General features: G+C 66.5%; 22 protein-coding genes. 14 read left to right on the top strand and 8 right to left on the bottom strand.

Annotated elements, in window-relative coordinates; translation table 11 throughout:
* Positions 1-53 precede the first annotated feature (53 nt).
* The 3 genes from choX to choV are packed head-to-tail and all read left to right on the top strand — an operon-like array spanning position 54 to position 2,900.
* A complete protein-coding gene (choX, locus tag SY26_RS01930; RefSeq protein WP_045981249.1) occupies positions 54-995 on the top strand; it encodes a choline ABC transporter substrate-binding protein in 942 nt (313 codons plus the stop codon).
* A gap of 55 nt (positions 996-1,050) precedes the next feature.
* Positions 1,051-1,899 carry a choline ABC transporter permease subunit gene (gene choW, locus SY26_RS01925; protein ID WP_045999052.1) on the top strand — a complete coding sequence of 283 codons (849 nt, stop codon included), beginning with the start codon at positions 1,051-1,053 and terminating at the stop codon, positions 1,897-1,899.
* Positions 1,896-2,900, top strand: coding sequence for a choline ABC transporter ATP-binding protein (choV, locus tag SY26_RS01920; RefSeq protein ID WP_045999051.1), 1,005 nt, complete (start codon positions 1,896-1,898; stop codon positions 2,898-2,900). The genes choW and choV overlap by 4 nt, the downstream gene beginning before the upstream one ends.
* Here choV and SY26_RS01915 read toward each other — a convergent pair.
* The gene (locus tag SY26_RS01915) at positions 2,897-3,766 is read right to left on the bottom strand and encodes an ABC transporter permease (RefSeq protein ID WP_157020380.1); all 870 of its coding nucleotides are present in this window, start codon (positions 3,764-3,766) and stop codon (positions 2,897-2,899) included. The genes choV and SY26_RS01915 overlap by 4 nt on opposite strands.
* A 323-nt stretch (positions 3,767-4,089) precedes the next feature.
* On the opposite strand from SY26_RS01915, the gene SY26_RS01905 reads away from it, so the two are divergent.
* The 3 genes from SY26_RS01905 (at position 4,090) to SY26_RS01895 (ending at position 7,267) form a co-directional block, all read left to right on the top strand.
* Positions 4,090-5,313, top strand: coding sequence for a sugar transporter (locus tag SY26_RS01905; protein WP_232303242.1), 1,224 nt, complete (start codon positions 4,090-4,092; stop codon positions 5,311-5,313).
* Complete coding sequence (locus SY26_RS01900) at positions 5,310-5,978, top strand: ABC transporter ATP-binding protein (RefSeq protein WP_045999048.1); 669 nt, start codon at positions 5,310-5,312, stop codon at positions 5,976-5,978. Before SY26_RS01905 ends, SY26_RS01900 begins: the two co-directional genes overlap by 4 nt.
* A 113-nt stretch (positions 5,979-6,091) precedes the next feature.
* A complete protein-coding gene (locus tag SY26_RS01895; protein WP_045981254.1) occupies positions 6,092-7,267 on the top strand; it encodes an NAD-dependent epimerase/dehydratase family protein in 1,176 nt (391 codons plus the stop codon).
* 36 nt (positions 7,268-7,303) lie between these two features.
* On the opposite strand, the gene SY26_RS01890 is transcribed toward SY26_RS01895, so the two are convergent.
* Positions 7,304-8,119: an alpha/beta fold hydrolase gene (locus tag SY26_RS01890; protein WP_045999047.1), complete on the bottom strand. Its 816-nt coding sequence runs from the start codon at positions 8,117-8,119 to the stop codon at positions 7,304-7,306.
* Between the two features lie 86 nt (positions 8,120-8,205).
* On the bottom strand, positions 8,206-8,589 hold the full coding sequence (locus SY26_RS01885; RefSeq protein WP_045999046.1) for a DUF2147 domain-containing protein: 384 nt from the start codon (positions 8,587-8,589) through the stop codon (positions 8,206-8,208).
* Between the two features lie 135 nt (positions 8,590-8,724).
* On the opposite strand from SY26_RS01885, the gene hisA reads away from it, so the two are divergent.
* From hisA to aat, 6 genes are all read left to right on the top strand, one after another.
* Positions 8,725-9,441, top strand: coding sequence for a 1-(5-phosphoribosyl)-5-[(5-phosphoribosylamino)methylideneamino]imidazole-4-carboxamide isomerase (gene hisA / locus SY26_RS01880; protein WP_045999045.1), 717 nt, complete (start codon positions 8,725-8,727; stop codon positions 9,439-9,441).
* An 84-nt stretch (positions 9,442-9,525) separates the two neighbouring features.
* Positions 9,526-10,287, top strand: a complete 762-nt coding sequence (gene hisF, locus SY26_RS01875; protein WP_045999044.1) for an imidazole glycerol phosphate synthase subunit HisF — start codon at positions 9,526-9,528, stop codon at positions 10,285-10,287.
* The gene (locus SY26_RS01870; protein ID WP_045999043.1) at positions 10,284-10,601 is read left to right on the top strand and encodes a phosphoribosyl-ATP diphosphatase; all 318 of its coding nucleotides are present in this window, start codon (positions 10,284-10,286) and stop codon (positions 10,599-10,601) included. Before hisF ends, SY26_RS01870 begins: the two co-directional genes overlap by 4 nt.
* 107 nt (positions 10,602-10,708) lie before the next feature.
* Complete coding sequence (gene accB / locus SY26_RS01865) at positions 10,709-11,227, top strand: acetyl-CoA carboxylase biotin carboxyl carrier protein (protein ID WP_045999042.1); 519 nt, start codon at positions 10,709-10,711, stop codon at positions 11,225-11,227.
* 4 nt (positions 11,228-11,231) lie between these two features.
* Positions 11,232-12,578, top strand: coding sequence for an acetyl-CoA carboxylase biotin carboxylase subunit (accC, locus tag SY26_RS01860; protein ID WP_045981261.1), 1,347 nt, complete (start codon positions 11,232-11,234; stop codon positions 12,576-12,578).
* 7 nt (positions 12,579-12,585) lie between these two features.
* Positions 12,586-13,203, top strand: a complete 618-nt coding sequence (aat, locus tag SY26_RS01855) for a leucyl/phenylalanyl-tRNA--protein transferase (RefSeq protein WP_045999041.1) — start codon at positions 12,586-12,588, stop codon at positions 13,201-13,203.
* On the opposite strand, the gene SY26_RS01850 is transcribed toward aat, so the two are convergent.
* From SY26_RS01850 to SY26_RS01830, 5 genes are all read right to left on the bottom strand, one after another.
* Positions 13,194-13,514 (bottom strand): DUF2155 domain-containing protein, encoded by a 321-nt coding sequence (locus SY26_RS01850; RefSeq protein WP_232303241.1) that lies wholly within the window; start codon positions 13,512-13,514, stop codon positions 13,194-13,196. The two genes, aat and SY26_RS01850, sit on opposite strands and share 10 nt — an antisense overlap.
* Positions 13,515-13,540: 26 nt before the next feature.
* Positions 13,541-14,017 (bottom strand): outer membrane lipid asymmetry maintenance protein MlaD, encoded by a 477-nt coding sequence (locus SY26_RS01845; protein ID WP_045999040.1) that lies wholly within the window; start codon positions 14,015-14,017, stop codon positions 13,541-13,543.
* A 1-nt stretch (position 14,018) separates the two neighbouring features.
* Positions 14,019-14,393, bottom strand: coding sequence for an NADH:ubiquinone oxidoreductase subunit NDUFA12 (locus tag SY26_RS01840; protein ID WP_045999039.1), 375 nt, complete (start codon positions 14,391-14,393; stop codon positions 14,019-14,021).
* A gap of 83 nt (positions 14,394-14,476) precedes the next feature.
* Positions 14,477-15,742 (bottom strand): ATP-dependent Clp protease ATP-binding subunit ClpX, encoded by a 1,266-nt coding sequence (clpX, locus tag SY26_RS01835; protein ID WP_045981266.1) that lies wholly within the window; start codon positions 15,740-15,742, stop codon positions 14,477-14,479.
* Positions 15,743-15,903: 161 nt separating this feature from the next.
* Positions 15,904-16,536, bottom strand: a complete 633-nt coding sequence (locus SY26_RS01830; protein ID WP_045999038.1) for an ATP-dependent Clp protease proteolytic subunit — start codon at positions 16,534-16,536, stop codon at positions 15,904-15,906.
* A 155-nt stretch (positions 16,537-16,691) separates the two neighbouring features.
* Between SY26_RS01830 and pth the strand changes: the two genes are divergently transcribed.
* Positions 16,692-17,387 (top strand): aminoacyl-tRNA hydrolase, encoded by a 696-nt coding sequence (gene pth / locus SY26_RS01825; RefSeq protein ID WP_045999602.1) that lies wholly within the window; start codon positions 16,692-16,694, stop codon positions 17,385-17,387.
* Positions 17,384-18,382, top strand: a complete 999-nt coding sequence (locus tag SY26_RS01820; RefSeq protein ID WP_045999037.1) for a DUF2332 domain-containing protein — start codon at positions 17,384-17,386, stop codon at positions 18,380-18,382. The genes pth and SY26_RS01820 overlap by 4 nt, the downstream gene beginning before the upstream one ends.
* Positions 18,383-18,429 lie beyond the last annotated feature (47 nt).

Genomic DNA, 18,429 nt, shown 5'->3' with positions numbered 1-18,429 from the left:
GCCGTTTCCATGTAACGTTAATTGACTGAACAATCAAGAACAGGGAGCCCATCATGACCCTTTCCCGCATCCTCGCGGTCCTTGCGATGACGCCCGCGCTGGCGCTGCCCGCCGCCGCGCAGGAGCCCGACAGCTGCCGAGAGGTGGTGTTTTCCGACGTGGGCTGGTCCGACATCACCGCGACCACGGCCATCGCGTCGACGGTCCTGCAGGCCCTGGGATACGAGACCGAGACACGCATCCTCTCGGTCCCGGTGACCTATACGGCGCTGTCCACGGACGACGTGGACGTGTTCCTGGGCAACTGGATGCCCACGATGGAGGCCGACATCGCCCCCTATCGCGACGCGGGCACGGTCGACACGGTGCGCACCAACCTGACCGGCGCGAAATACACGCTGGCCACAAACAAGGCCGGTGCCGACCTGGGGATCGCCGATTTCGCCGACATCGCCGCACAGAGCGAGGCGCTGGACGGCAAGATCTATGGCATCGAGCCGGGCAACGACGGCAACCGCCTGCTGCTTGAGATGGTGGCGATGGACAAGTTCGACCTGGGCACCTTCGAGGTCGTCGAATCCAGCGAACAGGGCATGCTGGCCCAGGTCCAGCGCGCGACCAACAGCGATCAGCCGGTGATCTTCCTGGGATGGGAGCCCCACCCCATGAACGCCCAGTTCGAGATGACCTATCTGACCGGCGGCGATGAGATCTTCGGCCCCGATCTTGGCGGCGCCGAGGTTCGCACCAACACCCGCGCGGGCTATGTCGCGGAATGTCCGAACGTGGGCAAGTTCCTGACCAACCTGGAGTTCACCCTGACCATGGAGAACGAGGTCATGGGCGCCATCCTGAACGACGGTCAGGATCCGATGGACGCCGCCCGCGATTGGCTTGCGGCCAACCCGGACGCGGCCACCCCCTGGCTGGTCGACGTGACCACCGCCGACGGCAACGACCCCCAGACCGCGCTGACCGAGGCGCTGGCGCAATGACCCCCCGCCCCGGCGCTGTGCCGCCGGGGCCCCCAACGTCATAGAGGGTGCAGGCATGGAACAGCTGACCGATTGGGTCACCGACACCAAGATCCCCGTGGGACGGACCGCAAAGACGGTCTTTGACTGGCTGAATGCCAATGCGGCCGGGCTGTTCGATGCGATCTCGACCGGGATGGAGGCGCTGATCGACGCCATCCTGACGGGGCTGGAGGCGCCGAACCCGTTCCTGTTCATCGCGCTGGCCGTGGCGCTGACCTGGGCGCTGCAGCGGCGGTTGGGCACCTGCCTGCTGGTGATGTTCGGGCTGCTGTTCGTGCTGAACCAGGGCTACTGGTCCGAAATGCTGCAGTCGCTGACGCTGGTCCTGTCGGCCTGCATCGTCTGCATGGCCGTGGGCGTGCCCATCGGCATCGCCTGCGCGCACCGGCCGCGGCTTTATGCCTGGATGCGCCCGGTCCTGGACCTGATGCAGACGCTGCCGACCTTCGTCTATCTGATCCCGGCGATCGTGTTCTTCGGCATCGGCATGGTGCCGGGCCTGCTGGCCACCGTGATCTTCGTGCTGCCCGCGCCGATCAGGCTGACGCAGCTGGGCATCGCCTCGACCCCGCCTGCTCTAGTCGAGGCCGCGACCGCATTCGGCGCCACCCCCCGCCAGCTGCTGTGGAAGGTGGAACTGCCAAGCGCCCTGCCCCAGATCATGGCCGGGCTGAACCAGACCATCATGCTGTCGCTGTCGATGGTCGTCATCGCCGCGCTGGTCGGCGCATCGGGCCTGGGCGTGCCTGTCGTGCGGGCCCTGAACAGCGTCAACACCGCACTGGGCTTCGAATCGGGCATGGTGATCGTCGTCGTCGCCATCCTGTTGGACCGGATGCTGCGCATGGAGGGCCGCAAATGAACGCCGTCGAATTCGACCGGGTGTGCATCGTCTTCGGCGATCACCCCGACCGCGCCCTGCCCCTGATGGACGAGGGTCTGGACCGCGGCCCCATCAAGACCGAAACCGGACAGGTGCTGGGCGTCCATGATTGCAGCCTGTCGGTGGCCGATGGAGAGATCCTGGTCCTGATGGGCCTGTCGGGATCGGGCAAATCCACGCTGCTGCGGGCGGTGAACGCGTTGAACCCCGTCTGCCGTGGAGAGGTCCGCATCAAGCGCGGCGGTCAGATGGTCAGCGTGACCGCAGCCGGCAGCCGGGCGCTGCGCGACATCCGCCTGCGCGACGTGGCGATGGTGTTCCAGGCCTTCGGCCTGCTGCCATGGCGCACGGTGCGCGACAATGTCGGCCTTGGGCTGGAACTGGCGGGCATGTCGCAGGCCGAACGGCGCAGCAAGATAGAGGGCCATCTGGCGACCGTGGGCCTGTCGGAATGGGCCGACCGCAAGGTCGGAGAGCTGTCCGGCGGCATGCAGCAGCGCGTGGGCCTGGCCCGCGCCTTTGCGACCGAGGCACCGATCCTGCTGATGGACGAACCGTTCAGCGCGCTGGACCCGCTGATCCGCGCCCGCCTGCAGGACGAACTGCTGGAGTTGCAGGCCAAGACCGGGCGAACCATCATCTTCGTCAGCCATGACTTGGATGAGGCCTTCAAGCTCGGCAACCGCATCGCGTTGATGGAGGGCGGACGCATCGTGCAGATCGGAACCGCCAGAGAGATCATCGCCAACCCGATCAACGACTATGTCGCGGATTTCGTGGCGCACATGAACCCGCTTGGCGTGCTGACCGCCGAGGACGTGGCCGAACCCGGCACCGCTGAGGGAGAGCCCGTGCCCCGCGACATGCCGGTGCGCGCGGTCATGGGCCTCTTGGCGGATCGCACGGCCCTGCCCGTGCAGGGCGGCGGGCGCATCACGCAGGCCGCGGTCCTGGCGCGCCTGATCGACCCGCGGGGCTAGCTGTTCTGAAGGTCGCGGTGGTACCGGACCAGCAGCGCCAGCCCCAGGGCGAACAGACCCAGCCCCAGCCCGAAGACATAGGTATAGCTGACGTATTCGCCGGCATATTGCGGATAGAACGACCGCCGCATCTGTCCGATGACATGGATCAGCGGGTTCCACCACAGCCAGTCCTGATAGGGCTGGGGCACATCGTCGAACATGAAGAAGATGCACGAGAGCAGGAAGAACGGCTTCATGAAGATCGCCCACAGGGGCTGCCACCAACTGACCGCCTCGAACAGGAAGCAGTTCATGACGCCGATGGCTGCACCCGTCAGGATCATCATCGCCAGGCCGATCGCGATCAGGTCCATCTGCGGGTCGGTCCGGGTCTCCGACGTCATCATGATCGCCGTGAAGATCACCGTGGCCACCATCACCTGGGTGATCGCGTTGAAGGCGATCCGTGCCAGCAGTGCGTCCATGAAGGTCACCGCCGGATAGCTGAGAAGCGCCATCGAATAGCGCACAGAGGACGCGACCTTGTTCGAGATGTCCATGTATCCCAGGAACGGCACCATCCCGGTGGCATAGAACATCGCAAAGCTTGTCCCGATCGGCGGCAGCGCGAAGGTGACCGAAAAAATCAGCGTCAGCAGCATGATCCCGCCCGCAGGTTCCGCGACCGCCCAGAAATACCCCCCCGAGGCGCGGCCGTTGCTGGTCTGGACCTCGCGCAGGATCAGCGCCGTGATGGCGCGCAGGCTGGCGAAGCTGCGGTGCTTTCGCACCTCCTTGAGGACGCGCGGGCCCTGCGCGGCGGTCTTGCGCTGCGGCAGGGGGGCGGCGGGCGGGCCGTGTCGGGGTGTGGTGGATTGGGACATGCGGATCACGGATGGCGCCGGGGGCGCGTTTGCGCTGCTCACGATCCTGGCAACGGATCGGTGCTGGAACTGTTCTGCGCGCTTATGTATGACGGCGCCAGCAAGATCAACAAGGCAGGCGGGGTAAGCGCATGTCCGCCCAGGATTCCAACTCCGGTCCCCACAGGAACACGCCCCCCGGTGCCACCGCACCGCAGGAAGGCCCCCAGGGCCCCGCACAGGGTCAGGGGGCAACCCAGGGTCAGGCAGGACAGGGTCAACCGCTGCGGCCCCAGGGACCGGGCGCAGGTCAGCCCCGTCCGCAGGGCCAGCAGGGTGGCCAGATGGTCCATCGCCCCGGTCAGGGCGCAGGCCAGCAGGTGATCCGCCCCGGCCAGCACAATCCGCAGATGCAGGCCCGCATCCAGGCCGCGATGCAGCAGCCCGTTCTGCCCCCGGCCGGTCCGGCGCGCCTGCATCGGCGCCATTACGGCATGGCCATCAGCTTTGTCCTGATGGTGATTATTCCTGTCCTCCTCAGCGCCGTGTACATCTATACGCGCGCATCGGACCAGTACGCGTCCTATGTCGGCTTCTCGGTCCGCAGCGAATCCGCGCCCAGTCCGGCGGACGTTCTGGGTGGGCTGGGGTCTCTGGTGGGGGTCACGTCCAGTTCGACCAGCGACACCGACATCCTCTACAAGTTCATCCAGAGCCGTGACCTGGTCGAACGGGTCAATGCCCGCATCGACCTGCGCGAGGTCTGGTCCAAGGCGCCGGGCGATCCGATCTTCGGCTTCAACGGCGGGCCGTCGCTGGAGGACCTGGTCGAGGAATGGGAGCGGAAGGTCCGCATCCATTACGATTCCGGGATGATCGACCTGCGCATCCTGGCCTTCGATCCTGAGGACGCCCAGACCATTGCCAACGCGATCCTGGAAGAGGGCGGCATCCTGATCAACCGTCTGAACGACATCGCCCGCGAGGATGCCCTGCGCTATGCCCGCGACGAGCTGGATCGGGCGCAGGATCGCCTGCGCGAGGCCCGCCAGGAGGTGACCGAGTTCCGCAACCGCTATCAGCTGGTGGACCCGGTGGCCGACGTACAGGGTCAGATCGGCGTCGTCACATCGCTGCAGCAACAACTGGCCGAACAGCTGGTCGGCTTGGGCCTGCTGCAGGCGAACGCGCAGCCCGAGGACCCGCGGATCGGCCAGGCCGAACTGCGCATCCAGGTCATCCGCGACCAGATCGAGGCCGAGCGCCAGAAGTTCGGGTCGACCGGCGGCGAGGAGGCCCTGTCCGATGTCGTGGGCCAGTTCGAGATCCTGACCGTCGACCGGCAGTTCGCGGAGGCCACCTATACCGCGGCCCTTGCCGGCTTCGAGACCGCGCGGGCCGAGGCCGTGCGCCAGTCGCGCTATCTGGCACCGTACATCCGCCCGACGCTTGCACAGGAGGCCGAGTTCCCCGAACGCGCAAAGCTGCTGCTGATGATCGCAGGGTTCCTGACGGTGCTGTGGGTGATCGGCAGCCTGATCTTCTACAGCCTGCGCGACCGGCGATGATCTATCTGCAGAACCTCTGCAAGACCTACACGCTGAACGGCAAGCACAAGGTGGTGGCCGACGACATCACCGCGATCTTTCCGTCCGGCGTGTCGGTCGCGCTGCTGGGGCGCAACGGCGCGGGCAAGTCGTCGCTGCTGCGGATGATCTCGGGGGCCATGCTGCCGTCGTCGGGCAAGGTGCTGTCTACGGGGACGATCAGCTGGCCGGTGGGCTTTGCCGGTTCGTTCAGCGGAGAGCTGACGGGAGAGCAGAACTGCCGCTTTGTCGCGCGCATCTATGGCGTGGACACCGAGGAGCTGCTGTACTTCGTCCAGGATTTCGCCGAACTGGGCGATCACTTCAAGCTGCCGATCCGCACCTATTCCTCGGGGATGCGGTCCCGCCTGGCCTTCGGCCTGTCGATGGCGGTGCCCTTCGACACCTACCTGGTGGACGAGGTCTCGGCCGTGGGCGACGCGGCCTTCCGCACCAAGTCCAACCGCGTGTTCAACGAACGCATGTCGAATGCCGGGGCCATCGTGGTTGCGCATTCGATGGGAATGCTGCGCGAGACCTGTCATGCGGGGGCGGTTCTGGAACAGGGCAAGCTGACCTTCTATCCCAACCTGGAAGACGCCATCGCGGCGCATATGGTCAACATGCAGCAGGCCCAGACAGGCTGATTGCCGCCGGTTTCATGGCAGCCGGATGACGCAACCCCTGCGGGGGTGGCGCTTGCATGCACGCATGGATATTGATTTGAATGAATTCAGCGCATCATTCGGCAAGGCATATCATGAAGATCATCGTTCTGGGCGGAGACGGTTTTTGCGGCTGGCCCACGGCCCTGCACCTGTCCGCCCGCGGTCACGACGTCGTGATCGTCGACAACCTCTCGCGCCGCAAGATCGATGTGGAGCTTGAGGTCGCCTCCCTGACGCCGATCCGCCCCCTGGGCGAGCGCGTCCGTGCCTGGGCCGAGGTGACCGGCAACCACATCCGGACCGAGGACCTGACCGTCGGTCAGGATTACGACCGGCTGCTGGCGCTGTTGGAGCGTGAACGGCCCGACGCGATCGTGCATTTCGCTGAACAGCGTGCGGCCCCTTATTCCATGAAATCGGCCCGCCACAAGCGGTACACCGTCAACAACAACCTGAATGCGACGCATGACGTTCTGGCCGCGATCGTCGAATCGGGTCAGGACATCCATCTGGTGCACCTGGGCACGATGGGCGTCTATGGCTACGGCACCGCCGGCATGAAGATCCCCGAAGGCTATCTGGACGTGACCGTGCAGACCGCGCAGGGACCCCATGACCAGCAGATCCTGTACCCGGCCAATCCGGGCAGCATCTATCACATGACCAAGACCCAGGATGCGCTGTTCTTCTTCTACTACAACAAGAACGACGGCCTGCGGATCACCGACCTGCACCAGGGCATCGTCTGGGGCACGCAGACGGCCGAAACGCAGATGGACGAGCGATTGATCAACCGGTTCGATTACGATGGCGACTATGGGACGGTGCTGAACCGGTTCCTGATGCAGGCGGCCATCGGCTATCCGATGACCGTGCACGGAACGGGCGGCCAGACGCGCGCCTTCATCCACATTCAGGACACCTGCCGCTGCATCGAACTGGCCATCGCGAACCCGCCCAAACGCGGCGACCGGGTACAGATCCTGAACCAGATGACCGAGACGCACCGCGTCCGCGACCTGGCGCAGATGATCTCGGACCGCACGGGGACCGAGGTCGCGTTCCAGAAGAACCCCCGTAATGAGGCTGACGAGAACGACCTGCATGTCGTCAACGACAGCTTTCTGGGATTGGGCCTGCAGCCGATCACCCTGGCCGAGGGTCTGCTGTCAGAGGTCCGTGACATCGCCCGCAAATACTCCGACCGCTGCGACCGCGACAAGATCCCCTGCGTGTCTCAGTGGCGCGCGGCGCAGGCGGCAGAATAGGCGACAGGGGGCGGACGGTCCGCCCCCTGCCCCCGATCAGGCCAGAAACGCCTTGAGGTCGTCCAGCAGCCGCTCGCCATGCGTGGCGGCCAGTCCGTGCGGGGCGTTATCGTATTCGATCAGTTTTGCGGTCGGGACCATCTTGGCCATCCGGTGCGCGGTGGCGGCGATCGGCACGATCTTGTCTGCCGTGCCATGCACGACCAGCGTGGGCAGGTTGATCTCCGCCACGTCCGCGGTGAAATCGGTCATGCCGAACGCTGTCACGCATTCGATCGTGGCGCGCGGGCTGGCCATCATCGCCATGCCCTGTGTCCAGTCCAGAACGGCCTGACTGACGCCGCCCAAAAGGCCCTGGCCATAGAACTGCTTGGCGAAATCCTGCAGGAAGGCCGGACGGTCCTTGCGCAGCCCGTCGCGCATCCCCTCGAACAGGTCGGCAGGGGCACCGTCGGGACTGGCGTCGGATTTCAGCAGCCCCGGCGCGACAGACGAGATGAACCCCAACCGGCTGGCCCCCTTTGCGCCGTGGCGCGAGACATAGCGGGCGACCTCTCCGCCGCCCATGGAAAAGCCGATGATGGCCGCGTCGGTCAGTTCCAGCTCGTCGATCACCGCGGCCAGATCGTCCGACAGCGTGTCGTAATCATAGCCGTTCCAAGGCTGTTCGGACCGGCCGAATCCGCGGCGGTCATAGCTGACGACGCGATAACCCGCCTCGGCCAGGCCCAAGGCCTGCGTCTCCCAGCTGTCTGCGGTCAGCGGCCAGCCATGGATCAGGACGACCGGGCGGCCCTGCCCCCAGTCCTTGACGTAAAGCTGCGTGCCATCTTTCGCGGAAATCATCGGCATGGTGCGTTCCTTGATTGCTGTTTCGCCCAGGGAACGCGTCGGGGCCGCGGCAGGTTCGCCCGGCCCCGATCACTATTCTGTCGGTGCTACTGCACCCGCACCCAGGTCTGACTGCTGCACAGCAGGCCACCGGCGATGCAGCCCGACAGGCTCATCCGGTCGCCCGCGACCGACGCCTTGCCGGCATAGATCTTGTCGTTGGACGGTCGCCAGACGCGACCCGCATAGTTGCCGCCGCCCTGGGGTGCCATGTCGATGACGATCTGGCGGCCCAGGTTGGGCGACTGGTATTCGGCCGTGTCGCGATAGGTCCGGGTGATCGTTCCGCAGAACGCGCCGCCGCAGGGCGCGACGGTGACATGGGCGAACGCGCCCTCGTCGGGCTGGGTCTGCCAGACCCCTTCGATCGGGTCGGCGCTGGCCGCCCCTGCAGCCAGCGCGAACGTGGCGGCCAGAATGATGTGACGCATGGGTCCCTCCTCCTCAGGGTGCGACCAGATTGCGCGGGCCGCCCCCGTCCGGGCAAGCATGACGTCAGGTCCCTTGCCGTTCCCGCCCGCCCCGTGGCAAAGGGGGCGCAACCCTTGAGACCGGAGCGTGCCGCAATGATCCTCTATCCCGCCATCGACCTGAAGGACGGCAACTGCGTGCGCCTGCTGCGCGGCGACATGGAGGCCGCGACCGTCTTCGGCACCGATCCCGCGGCCCAGGCCCGTGCGTTCCAGGATGCGGGTGCCGAATGGCTGCACCTGGTCGACCTGAACGGCGCCTTCGAGGGCAAGCCCGTGAATGCCGCGGCGGTCGAGGCGATCCTGGCGGCCACCGACATCCCCACCCAGCTGGGCGGCGGCATCCGTGACATGGCGACGATCGAATCCTGGCTGGACCGCGGCCTGACCCGCGTGATCCTGGGCACCGTCGCGGTCGAGAATCCCGACCTGGTGCGCGAGGCCGCCGACGCCTTTCCCGGCCGCATCGCGGTCGGTATCGACGCCCGCGCAGGCAAGGTCGCGACGCGGGGCTGGGCCACGGAAACCGACGTGAACGCCACCGACCTGGCCCGCCGGTTCCAGGACGTGGGCGTCGCCGCAATCATCTATACCGACATCGACCGCGATGGCGCGATGGGCGGCCCCAACATCCACGCGACCGAGGCGCTGGCCCGCGCCGTCACCATTCCGGTGATCGCATCCGGCGGGGTCTCGTCGCTGGCCGACCTGAAGGCGCTTGACGACACCAAGGTGATCGCGGGCGCGATCTCGGGGCGGGCGCTTTACGACGGCGCGCTGGACCTGCGCCAGGCGCTGGCCGCGCTGGCCTGACACGGGCGGGCGCGGACCACTGGTCCCGCCCCCGCCGCTGCGCTAGAACCCAGGGCTTACCAGCCCCAGCCAAAGGCCCCGATGATGCTCAAGACCCGGATCATTCCCTGCCTGGACGTCGCCGACGGGCGCGTGGTCAAGGGCGTGAACTTCGTCGACCTGGTCGATGCCGGCGACCCGGTCGAGGCCGCACGCGCCTATGACGCCGCCGGCGCGGACGAGATCTGCTTTCTGGACATTCATGCCACCCATGAAAATCGCGGCACCATGTTCGATCTGGTGACCCGGACGGCGGAACAGTGCTTTGTCCCGCTGACCGTGGGCGGTGGCGTGCGCACGCACAACGACGTTCGGGCGCTGCTGCTGGCTGGGGCCGACAAGGTCAGCTTCAATTCCGCGGCCGTGGCCGACCCGGACGTGGTGGCCGCCGCCGCCGACCGGTTCGGCAGCCAGTGCATCGTCGTGGCGATCGACGCAAAGACCGTGGAGGACGGCCAGTGGGAGATCTTCACCCATGGCGGCCGCAAGCCCACCGGGATCGACGCGGTGGCGTTCGCGCGACTGGTCGAAGCCAAGGGCGCAGGAGAGATCCTGCTGACCTCGATGGACCGGGACGGGACGCGGTCGGGGTTCAACCTGCCGCTGACGCGGGCCATCGCCGATGCGGTGAACGTCCCAGTCATCGCATCCGGCGGCGTCGGCACGCTGGACCACCTGGTCGAGGGCGTGACCGAAGGTCATGCCAGCGCCGTTCTGGCCGCCAGCATCTTCCATTTCGGCACGCATACCATCGCCGAGGCCAAGGCCCACATGGCTGCCGCCGGCATTCCCATGAGGCTGACATGACCGCCCTGCACCGCCTGGCCGCGACCGTCCAGGACCGCAAGACCGCCGACCCCGACAGCAGCTGGACCGCCAGACTGCTGGCCAAGGGCCCCGAGAAATGCGCCGAGAAGTTCGGCGAGGAGGCCGTCGAGGCGATCATCGAGGCGGTCAAGGGCGACCGCGCCCGCCTGACCGCCGAGGCCGCCGACGTGATGTTCCACCTGCTGGTCATGCTGGCCGCGCGCGACATCACGCTGCAGGACGTCGAGGCGGAGCTTACGCGGCGCGAAGGCACCTCTGGCCTTGCGGAAAAGGCCGCGCGCCCCGGCGCCTGAGCGCGCAAAGCGCGACGGGACCCTTCCCCTTGGGCAGGCACAGGGGCTATAAGCCCTGCAATCGCCGCGCGTGGACGCGGCCCGACCAGAACACGTCAGAGGATGGCATGAGCAACGATTCCCACCACGACAAGCATCACGAGGGCGACGTGGCCTTCATCCGCTCGCTGGCCGAGCTGCTGAACTCCAGCGAGCTGAACGAGATCCAGGTCAAGCGCGAATACGGCGAGCATGACCGCCTGACGGTCAGCCTGACCAAGCAGGGCAAGCAGGTCGTCTATGCCCAGAGCCCCGCGGCGCCCTCCGCCCCGGCACCGCAGGCATCCGCCCCGGCGCCCGCCGCAGCCACTGCGCCCGCCTCTGCCGCGGTCAGCGCCGATCCGGCCAGCCTGCCCGGCGCCGTGACATCGCCGATGGTGGGCACCGCCTATCTGTCGGCTGAGCCCGGCGCCGCGGCCTTTGTCACCGTCGGTCAGACCGTGGCCGAGGGCGACACGCTGATGATCGTCGAGGCCATGAAGACGATGAACCACATTCCCGCGCCGCGCGCGGGCACGGTTCGCCGCATCCTGGTCGATGACGGCAACCCGGTCGAATTCGGCACCCCCCTGATGATCGTCGAGTAAGCCCATGTTCGACAAGATCCTCATCGCCAACCGGGGCGAGATCGCGCTGCGCGTGATCCGCGCCTGCCGCGAGATGGGCATCGCATCGGTCGCGGTCCATTCGACCGCCGACGCCGACGCGATGCATGTCCGCATGGCAGACGAATCGGTCTGCATCGGTCCGCCGTCTTCGGCGCAGTCCTATCTGTCGATGCCGGCGCTGATTTCGGCCTGCGAGATCACGGGCGCGCAGGCGATCCACCCGGGCTACGGCTTCCTGTCCGAGAATGCGGGTTTCGTGCAGATGCTGGAAGATCACGGCATCACCTTCATCGGTCCGCGTGCCGAACACATCCGAATCATGGGCGACAAGATCACCGCCAAAGACACGATGAAGGCGCTTGGCGTCCCCTGCGTTCCCGGCAGCGACGGTGGCGTGAACGACGTGGAACAGGCCAAGGCGGTCGCGGCCCAGATCGGCTATCCGGTCATCATCAAGGCCACGGCGGGTGGCGGCGGTCGCGGCATGAAGGTCGCCGAGAACGAGGCGGGCCTTGAGGTCGCCTTCCGCACCGCGCGGTCCGAGGCCAAGGCAGCCTTCGGCAACCCCGACGTCTATCTGGAGAAATACCTCCAGCGCCCGCGCCACATCGAGATCCAGGTCTTCGGCGACGGCAAGGGCCGCGCCGTGCATCTGGGCGAACGCGACTGCTCGCTGCAGCGCCGCCACCAGAAGGTGCTGGAGGAAGCCCCCGGCCCCGCCATCACCGCCGAACAGCGCGCCCGGATCGGAAAGGTCTGCGCCGATGCCGTGGCCAAGATCGGCTATTCCGGCGCCGGCACGATCGAATTCCTGTTCGAGGACGGAGAGTTCTACTTCATCGAGATGAACACCCGCCTGCAGGTGGAACATCCGGTGACCGAGGCCATCTTCGGGGTCGACCTGGTGCGCCAGCAGATCCGCGTCGCTGCCGGCCTGCCGATGGAGTTCCACCAGGAGGACCTGGTGATCAACGGCCATTCGATCGAGGTGCGCATCAACGCCGAGAAGGTGCCCAGCTTCTCTCCCTGCCCCGGCAAGATCACCCAGTATCACGCCCCGGGCGGTCTGGGCGTGCGGATGGATTCGGCGCTGTATCAGGGCTATTCGATCCCACCCTATTACGACAGCCTGATCGGCAAGCTGATCGTTCACGGTCGGGACCGGGACGAGGCGCTGGCCCGTCTGTCGCGCGCCCTAGGCGAACTGATCGTGGACGGGGTCGACACGACCGTGCCGCTGTTCCGCGATCTGCTGGCGGAACCTGACATCCAGTCGGGGAACTACTCGATCCACTGGCTGGAACGCTGGCTGGCCCGGCACTACGCGTAAGGGCCCGATGCTGACGCCTGCGCAGTTGCTGACCGGTTATGCGCGCGGCGTCTTTCCGATGGCCGAAAGCGCGGATGACGACCGCCTGTACTGGTTCGACCCCCCGATGCGGGGGGTCCTGCCGGTGGGGGGCGTCCATGTCGCGCGCTCTCTGCGGCGAGACCTGCGGCGTGGTGGATGGTCCGCACATCTGGACGGCGATTTCGCAACCGTGGTCGCCGCCTGTGCCGACCGCGAAACGACGTGGATCAACGCTCCGCTGGCGGACCTGTATCAGGCGCTGCACGGCGCGGGCCATGCGCATGCCATCGAGATCCGCCATGATGGGGCTTTCGCGGGCGGTCTGTTCGGCGTGACCCTCGGGGGGGCATTTTTCGGCGAATCCATGGTTTCGGCCCGCGAGAACGGATCGCGGATGGCGCTGTGGTGGCTGTCGATGCACCTGAAGCGATGCGGCTTCACCTTGTTCGACACGCAGTTCCTGACGCCGCATCTTGCCCGGATGGGTGGGATCGAAATTTCGCGCAAGACCTATCACACGCGGCTGACCGCGGCCCTCCGCCGCAAGGCCGACATCCATGCGGCGCCCCTGCCCTCAGCCGAGATGCTGGCCGCTCAGCCCTGACAGGACATGACCCAGACATCGTAGCGCGCGTCATCCAGCGCTGACAGCGCGGGCGAGCTGGCGATCATCCAGCCGCTGAAGACCGTCGCGTTCTGCCGCAGGTCGGTGATGGTCAGCTGCGCGAAGGCGTCCGAGCTGGGATCGCCTGCAGGATAGCGGCATTCGCCCAGCCTGATCTCCAACCGCCCATAACGAACGGCCTGACCGATCTGAAGCGGCAGGTCCGTCGTCCGCCCCGACACCTTGTCCAGACCCCGCAGCATCGCGCCCGATGCGCGCACGGTGTCCTGCGCGGCCAAGGGTGTTGCCATCAGCATCAGGCAAAGCGCGGCGCGAATCACGGCGCGGACCCGTCAGCCGATTGGCTGTCGACGAATTTCAGCATCAGCTGCAGCAAACTGACCGCGCCCTGCACATCCTCGATCTCGTCCCCTGGGGCAAGATTGTCCATCGCTCCGCCGGGCTGCAGCTGGATGTACGCGCCGCCCAGCAGGCCGTCGGACTGAATCAGCGCGGCGCTGTCCGTGGGCAGCGCGATGTCGTCTGGGATCGTCAGGACGGCATCGGCCAGATAGGTCTGCGGGTTCAACCGAACCTCACTGACGCGGCCGATACGAACACCGGCCAAACGGACCTCTGTCCCGACCGCGACCCCGTCGACATCCGGAAACGATGCGATCAGCGGATAACCCGATCCGCCGCCCCATTGGCCCTGCGCCGCCCAAGCAAGAAAGCCCGCGGCCACCGCAAGGACGATGCCACCGGCGATCAGTTCGGCCCGCGCCTCGGTCCCATGGGCGATGTCGGCGGACATGCTATTCCGGGCGCCACGCGTCATAATCGCTGCGCACCGCAGGTGCCACGCGATACAGCGACCCGGCCGGCACATAGGCGCCAGGCGTGCCGGTCAGGTTGGCCTGGTGCGGCTGTTCCCACGCCTTGCGCGGGACGGCCAGTTCGGTCGGCGCCTCGTTCCAGGTGTGGTGCAGCCAGCCGTGCCATTCTGGCGAAATCTGACTGGCCTCGGATTCGGATTTATAGATGACCCAACGGCGCTTGCCGTCCTTGGTCTTGTAGAAGATGTTTCCGGCCGCGTCCTCGCCGACCTTGACGCCGTTGCGCCAAGTCCAGAACTGAGTGTTCAGCGTCTGGCTGTTCCACCAGGTCAGAAAGCGCAGCAGGAACGACATCGGCAGGACCCTCAACGATCAGTTTTGCCCTTGGGATATGCCCCAGTTTAAGCGCAAGGTCCAGCCTTGCGCGGACGCCCCGATCACCCGGCCGAGGCGGTTTCCTTCTTGGGATCGACATGGATCAGCAGGGGCTTGGCGGTGGGGTTGTCCACGGCCTCGTCGTTGACCACGACCTCCTGAACGCTGTCCAGTCCGGGCAGTTCGAACATGGTGTCCAGCAGAATCTCCTCCATGATCGACCGCAGGCCGCGGGCACCGGTCTTGCGCTTGATCGCGCGCTTGGCGATGGCGGTCAACGCGTCGTCGGTGAAGGTCAGCTGAACGCCTTCCAGGTCGAACAGGCGCTGGTACTGCTTGACCAGGGCGTTCTTCGGCTTGGTCAGGATGATGATCAGCGCCTCCTCGTCCAGGTCGGTCAGGGTCGCGATGACCGGCAGACGTCCGACGAATTCCGGGATCAGGCCGAACTTCAGCAGATCCTCGGGCTCCAGTTCCTTGAACAGCTCGCCGACGCCCTGATCACCCGTTTCCTTGACCGAGGCGCCAAAGCCCATCGCCGTGCCCTTGTTGCGCTGTGCGATGATGCGGTCCAGACCGGCAAATGCGCCGCCGCAGATGAACAGGATGTTGGTCGTGTCGACCTGCAGGAACTCCTGCTGGGGATGCTTGCGCCCGCCCTGCGGGGGAACCGAGGCGACCGTACCCTCCATGATCTTCAGCAAGGCCTGCTGCACGCCCTCGCCGGACACGTCACGGGTGATGGACGGGTTGTCCGACTTGCGGGTGATCTTGTCGACCTCGTCGATATAGACGATGCCGCGCTGTGCCCGCTCGACGTTGTATTCGGACGACTGCAGCAGCTTCAGGATGATGTTCTCGACATCCTCGCCGACATAGCCCGCCTCGGTCAGCGTGGTTGCGTCCGCCATCGTGAAGGGCACGTCCAGAATGCGCGCCAAGGTCTGCGCCAGCAGCGTCTTGCCGCAACCGGTCGGCCCGATCAGCAGGATGTTCGACTTGGCCAGCTCGATGTCGGTCTTGGATCCGTGGTTCAGACGCTTGTAATGGTTGTGCACGGCCACGGACAGCACGCGCTTGGCATGCTCCTGCCCGATGACGTAATCATCCAGCACACCGCAAATCTCCCGCGGGGTGGGCACGCCGTCGCCGGACTTCAGACCACTGGTCTTGGTCTCTTCGCGGATGATGTCCATGCACAGTTCGACGCATTCGTCGCAGATGAACACGGTCGGTCCCGCAATCAGCTTGCGGACCTCGTGCTGGCTCTTGCCGCAGAAGCTGCAATAGAGCGTGTTCTTGCTGTCGCTGCCGGACTGGTTCGCCATCGTCCATTTCCTTGACTGCCGTCCCGCAAGGACGCGGGGCGGGCGACGGCGGGATCGGGTTTCCGCGCGCCGCATCTTCGGGTTTCCGCGGCGGATCGGCCGCCGCGGGTCATTCACGCCATGTTACGGGCCAGTCCGGCCCGTCACAATCCCCATCAAAGCTATTTCTTCTCTGGGATGGCCTTGCCGCGCGGAGCCACGACCTCGTCGATCAGGCCCCAGTCCTTCGCCTCGTCCGCGGTCATGAAGCGGTCGCGCTCCAGCGCCTCCTCGACCTCGGTCAGAGATTTGCCGGTGTGATGGACATAGATCTCGTTCAGGCGACGCTTCAGCTTTTCGGTTTCGCGTGCGTGGATCAGGATGTCGGTGGCCTGGCCCTGGTATCCGCCCGACGGCTGGTGGACCATCACGCGGCTGTTCGGCAGCGAATAGCGCAGCCCCGGCTCTCCGGCCGCCAGAAGCAGCGAGCCCATGCTGGCCGCCTGCCCCACCACCAGCGTCGAAACGCGCGGCTTGATGTACTGCATGGTGTCATAGATCGACAGTCCCGAGGTCACGACACCGCCGGGGCTGTTGATATACATGCTGATATCCTTGGACGGGTTCTCCGCCTCAAGGAACAGCAATTGCGCGCAGATCAGCGTCGACATCCCGTCATGGACGGGACCCGACACGAAGATGATGCGCTCCTTCAGCAGACGCGAGAAGATGTCATAGGCCCGTTCCCCGCGCGAGGTCTGTTCGACCACCATCGGCACCAGGGTGTTCATGTAGAAATCTGCCGGATCGCTCATCTTCTGTCCTTGCCTGTTCGCCCCTGTCCCCGCGATTCGACCGGGCACTTGTCCCTGTCTTACCCGCGAAGTGTTGACAGAGTCTTAGTAACGGGCAAGGACAGCCGCAAGGGATGGAACGCAAATCGCCCCCGGCGGGCGGACAGGAGGCAGCCGTGAAGCTGATCGTGGGGCTGGGCAATCCCGGCGCGAAATATGCGGCCAATCGTCACAACATCGGGTTCCTGGCCTTGGACCGGATCGCCGCGGACCACGATTTCACCCCGTGGCGCGCCCGGTTTCAGGGCATGGCCGCCGATGGCCGCCTTGGCGACATGCGCGTCACGCTGCTCAAGCCCCAGACCTTCATGAACCTGTCCGGCCAGTCCGTCGGAGAGGCCGCGCGCTATCTGAAGCTGACGCCCGCCGACGTCATCGTGCTGCATGACGAACTGGATCTGGCGCCCGGCAAGTGCCGCGTCAAGCAGGGCGGCGGGCATGCGGGCCACAACGGGCTGCGCTCGATCCACCAGCATATCGGCGCGGAATACGGACGGGTGCGGCTTGGCATCGGGCACCCGGGGCACAAGGACAAGGTCGCGTCCTATGTGCTGTCCGACTTTGCCAAGGCAGAGCAGGACTGGCTGGACGACCTGTTGCGCGGCATCTCGGACGGCGCCCCGGCCCTGGCGTCCGGCGATGGCGGCCGGTTCCAGAACGCGGTGGCGAACCGCACCGCACCGGCACGCAACAGCGGGACCGAGGCCCCGGCCCCGAAACCCGCACCTCCACCGGCACCGAAACTGGACCCCGCGCCCCAGCCCGTCACCCTGACCGACCGCCTGCGCGCGCTGAGCGACCGGTTCAAGTGACGGTCGCCGCGGCCTTTGCCCATCAGGCCCGCGCCTGTGCCGCGCTTGGCTCACCGCTGACGGCACATCTGTGCCGGACCCTGCCCTTGGTTCTGGCCGACGGACCCGTCGCTGACCGCGTGCTGGGCTGGACGGGCGATCCGTCGACCGCGGCGGATTCGCTGCCCCTGCGCCTGTGCGGGGCGCTGCATGCGCTGGTGCTGACCGGGCAGGCCCCTGACCTTGCACGCGCTTATGACGGCGGCGTTGTGGACCCGGCCCTGCTGCGCCGCGTGCTGGACGATCATCCGGAAACCATCCTGTCATGGCTGGACAGCCCCCCGCAGACGAACGAGGTCGCCCGGTCCGCGGCCCTGATCGCCGCGGCACGGTTCCTCAGCGCGCTGTCACCCCTGCCGCTGCGGCTGCTGGAGCTGGGGGCGTCAGCCGGATTGAACCTGAATTTCGACCGCTATCACCTGGGTACGGGGGAAACCGGCGTGGTGCTGACACCCGAATGGCGGGGCGCGATGCCGCAGGGGTCGGTAACGGTTGCCAGCCGTCGCGGGGTCGACCTGAACCCGCTGGACCCGGATCGCGACGGGCTGCGACTGATGGCCTATTGCTGGGCCGATCAGCATGACCGCATGGCGCGCCTGCGGGCGGCGCTGGACCTGGCCCGGCGGGACCCGCCGCAGGTCGACCGTGGCGATGCGGGTGCCTGGCTGGCCGACCGGTTGGCCAAGCCGGTGCCGGACCGGCTGACGCTGGTGTATCACACCGTCGCGGCTCAGTATTTTCCGCCCGCGACGGCGCAGGCCTGCACGGACGCACTGTCCCACGCAGGCCGGACCGCGACCCCGTCGGCCCCGGTGGCCCATCTGCGGATGGAGGCCGATGGCGGCGAGGGCGCGGCGCTGGACCTGACGCTGTGGGACGGCACCCGGCGCGACTGGTCGCTTGGCCGCACGGATTTTCATGGGCGCTGGATCGACTGGCAGCCGAAGCAGTTGTGACTTTCCCCGGCGCCCGGCTGCGCCTAGGCTGAGCGCAAAGGAGACCC

This window comes from Paracoccus sp. 228 (assembly GCF_000967825.1).
Lineage (GTDB): Bacteria > Pseudomonadota > Alphaproteobacteria > Rhodobacterales > Rhodobacteraceae > Paracoccus > Paracoccus marcusii.
This window is presented reverse-complemented; position numbering and strand designations above follow the sequence as displayed.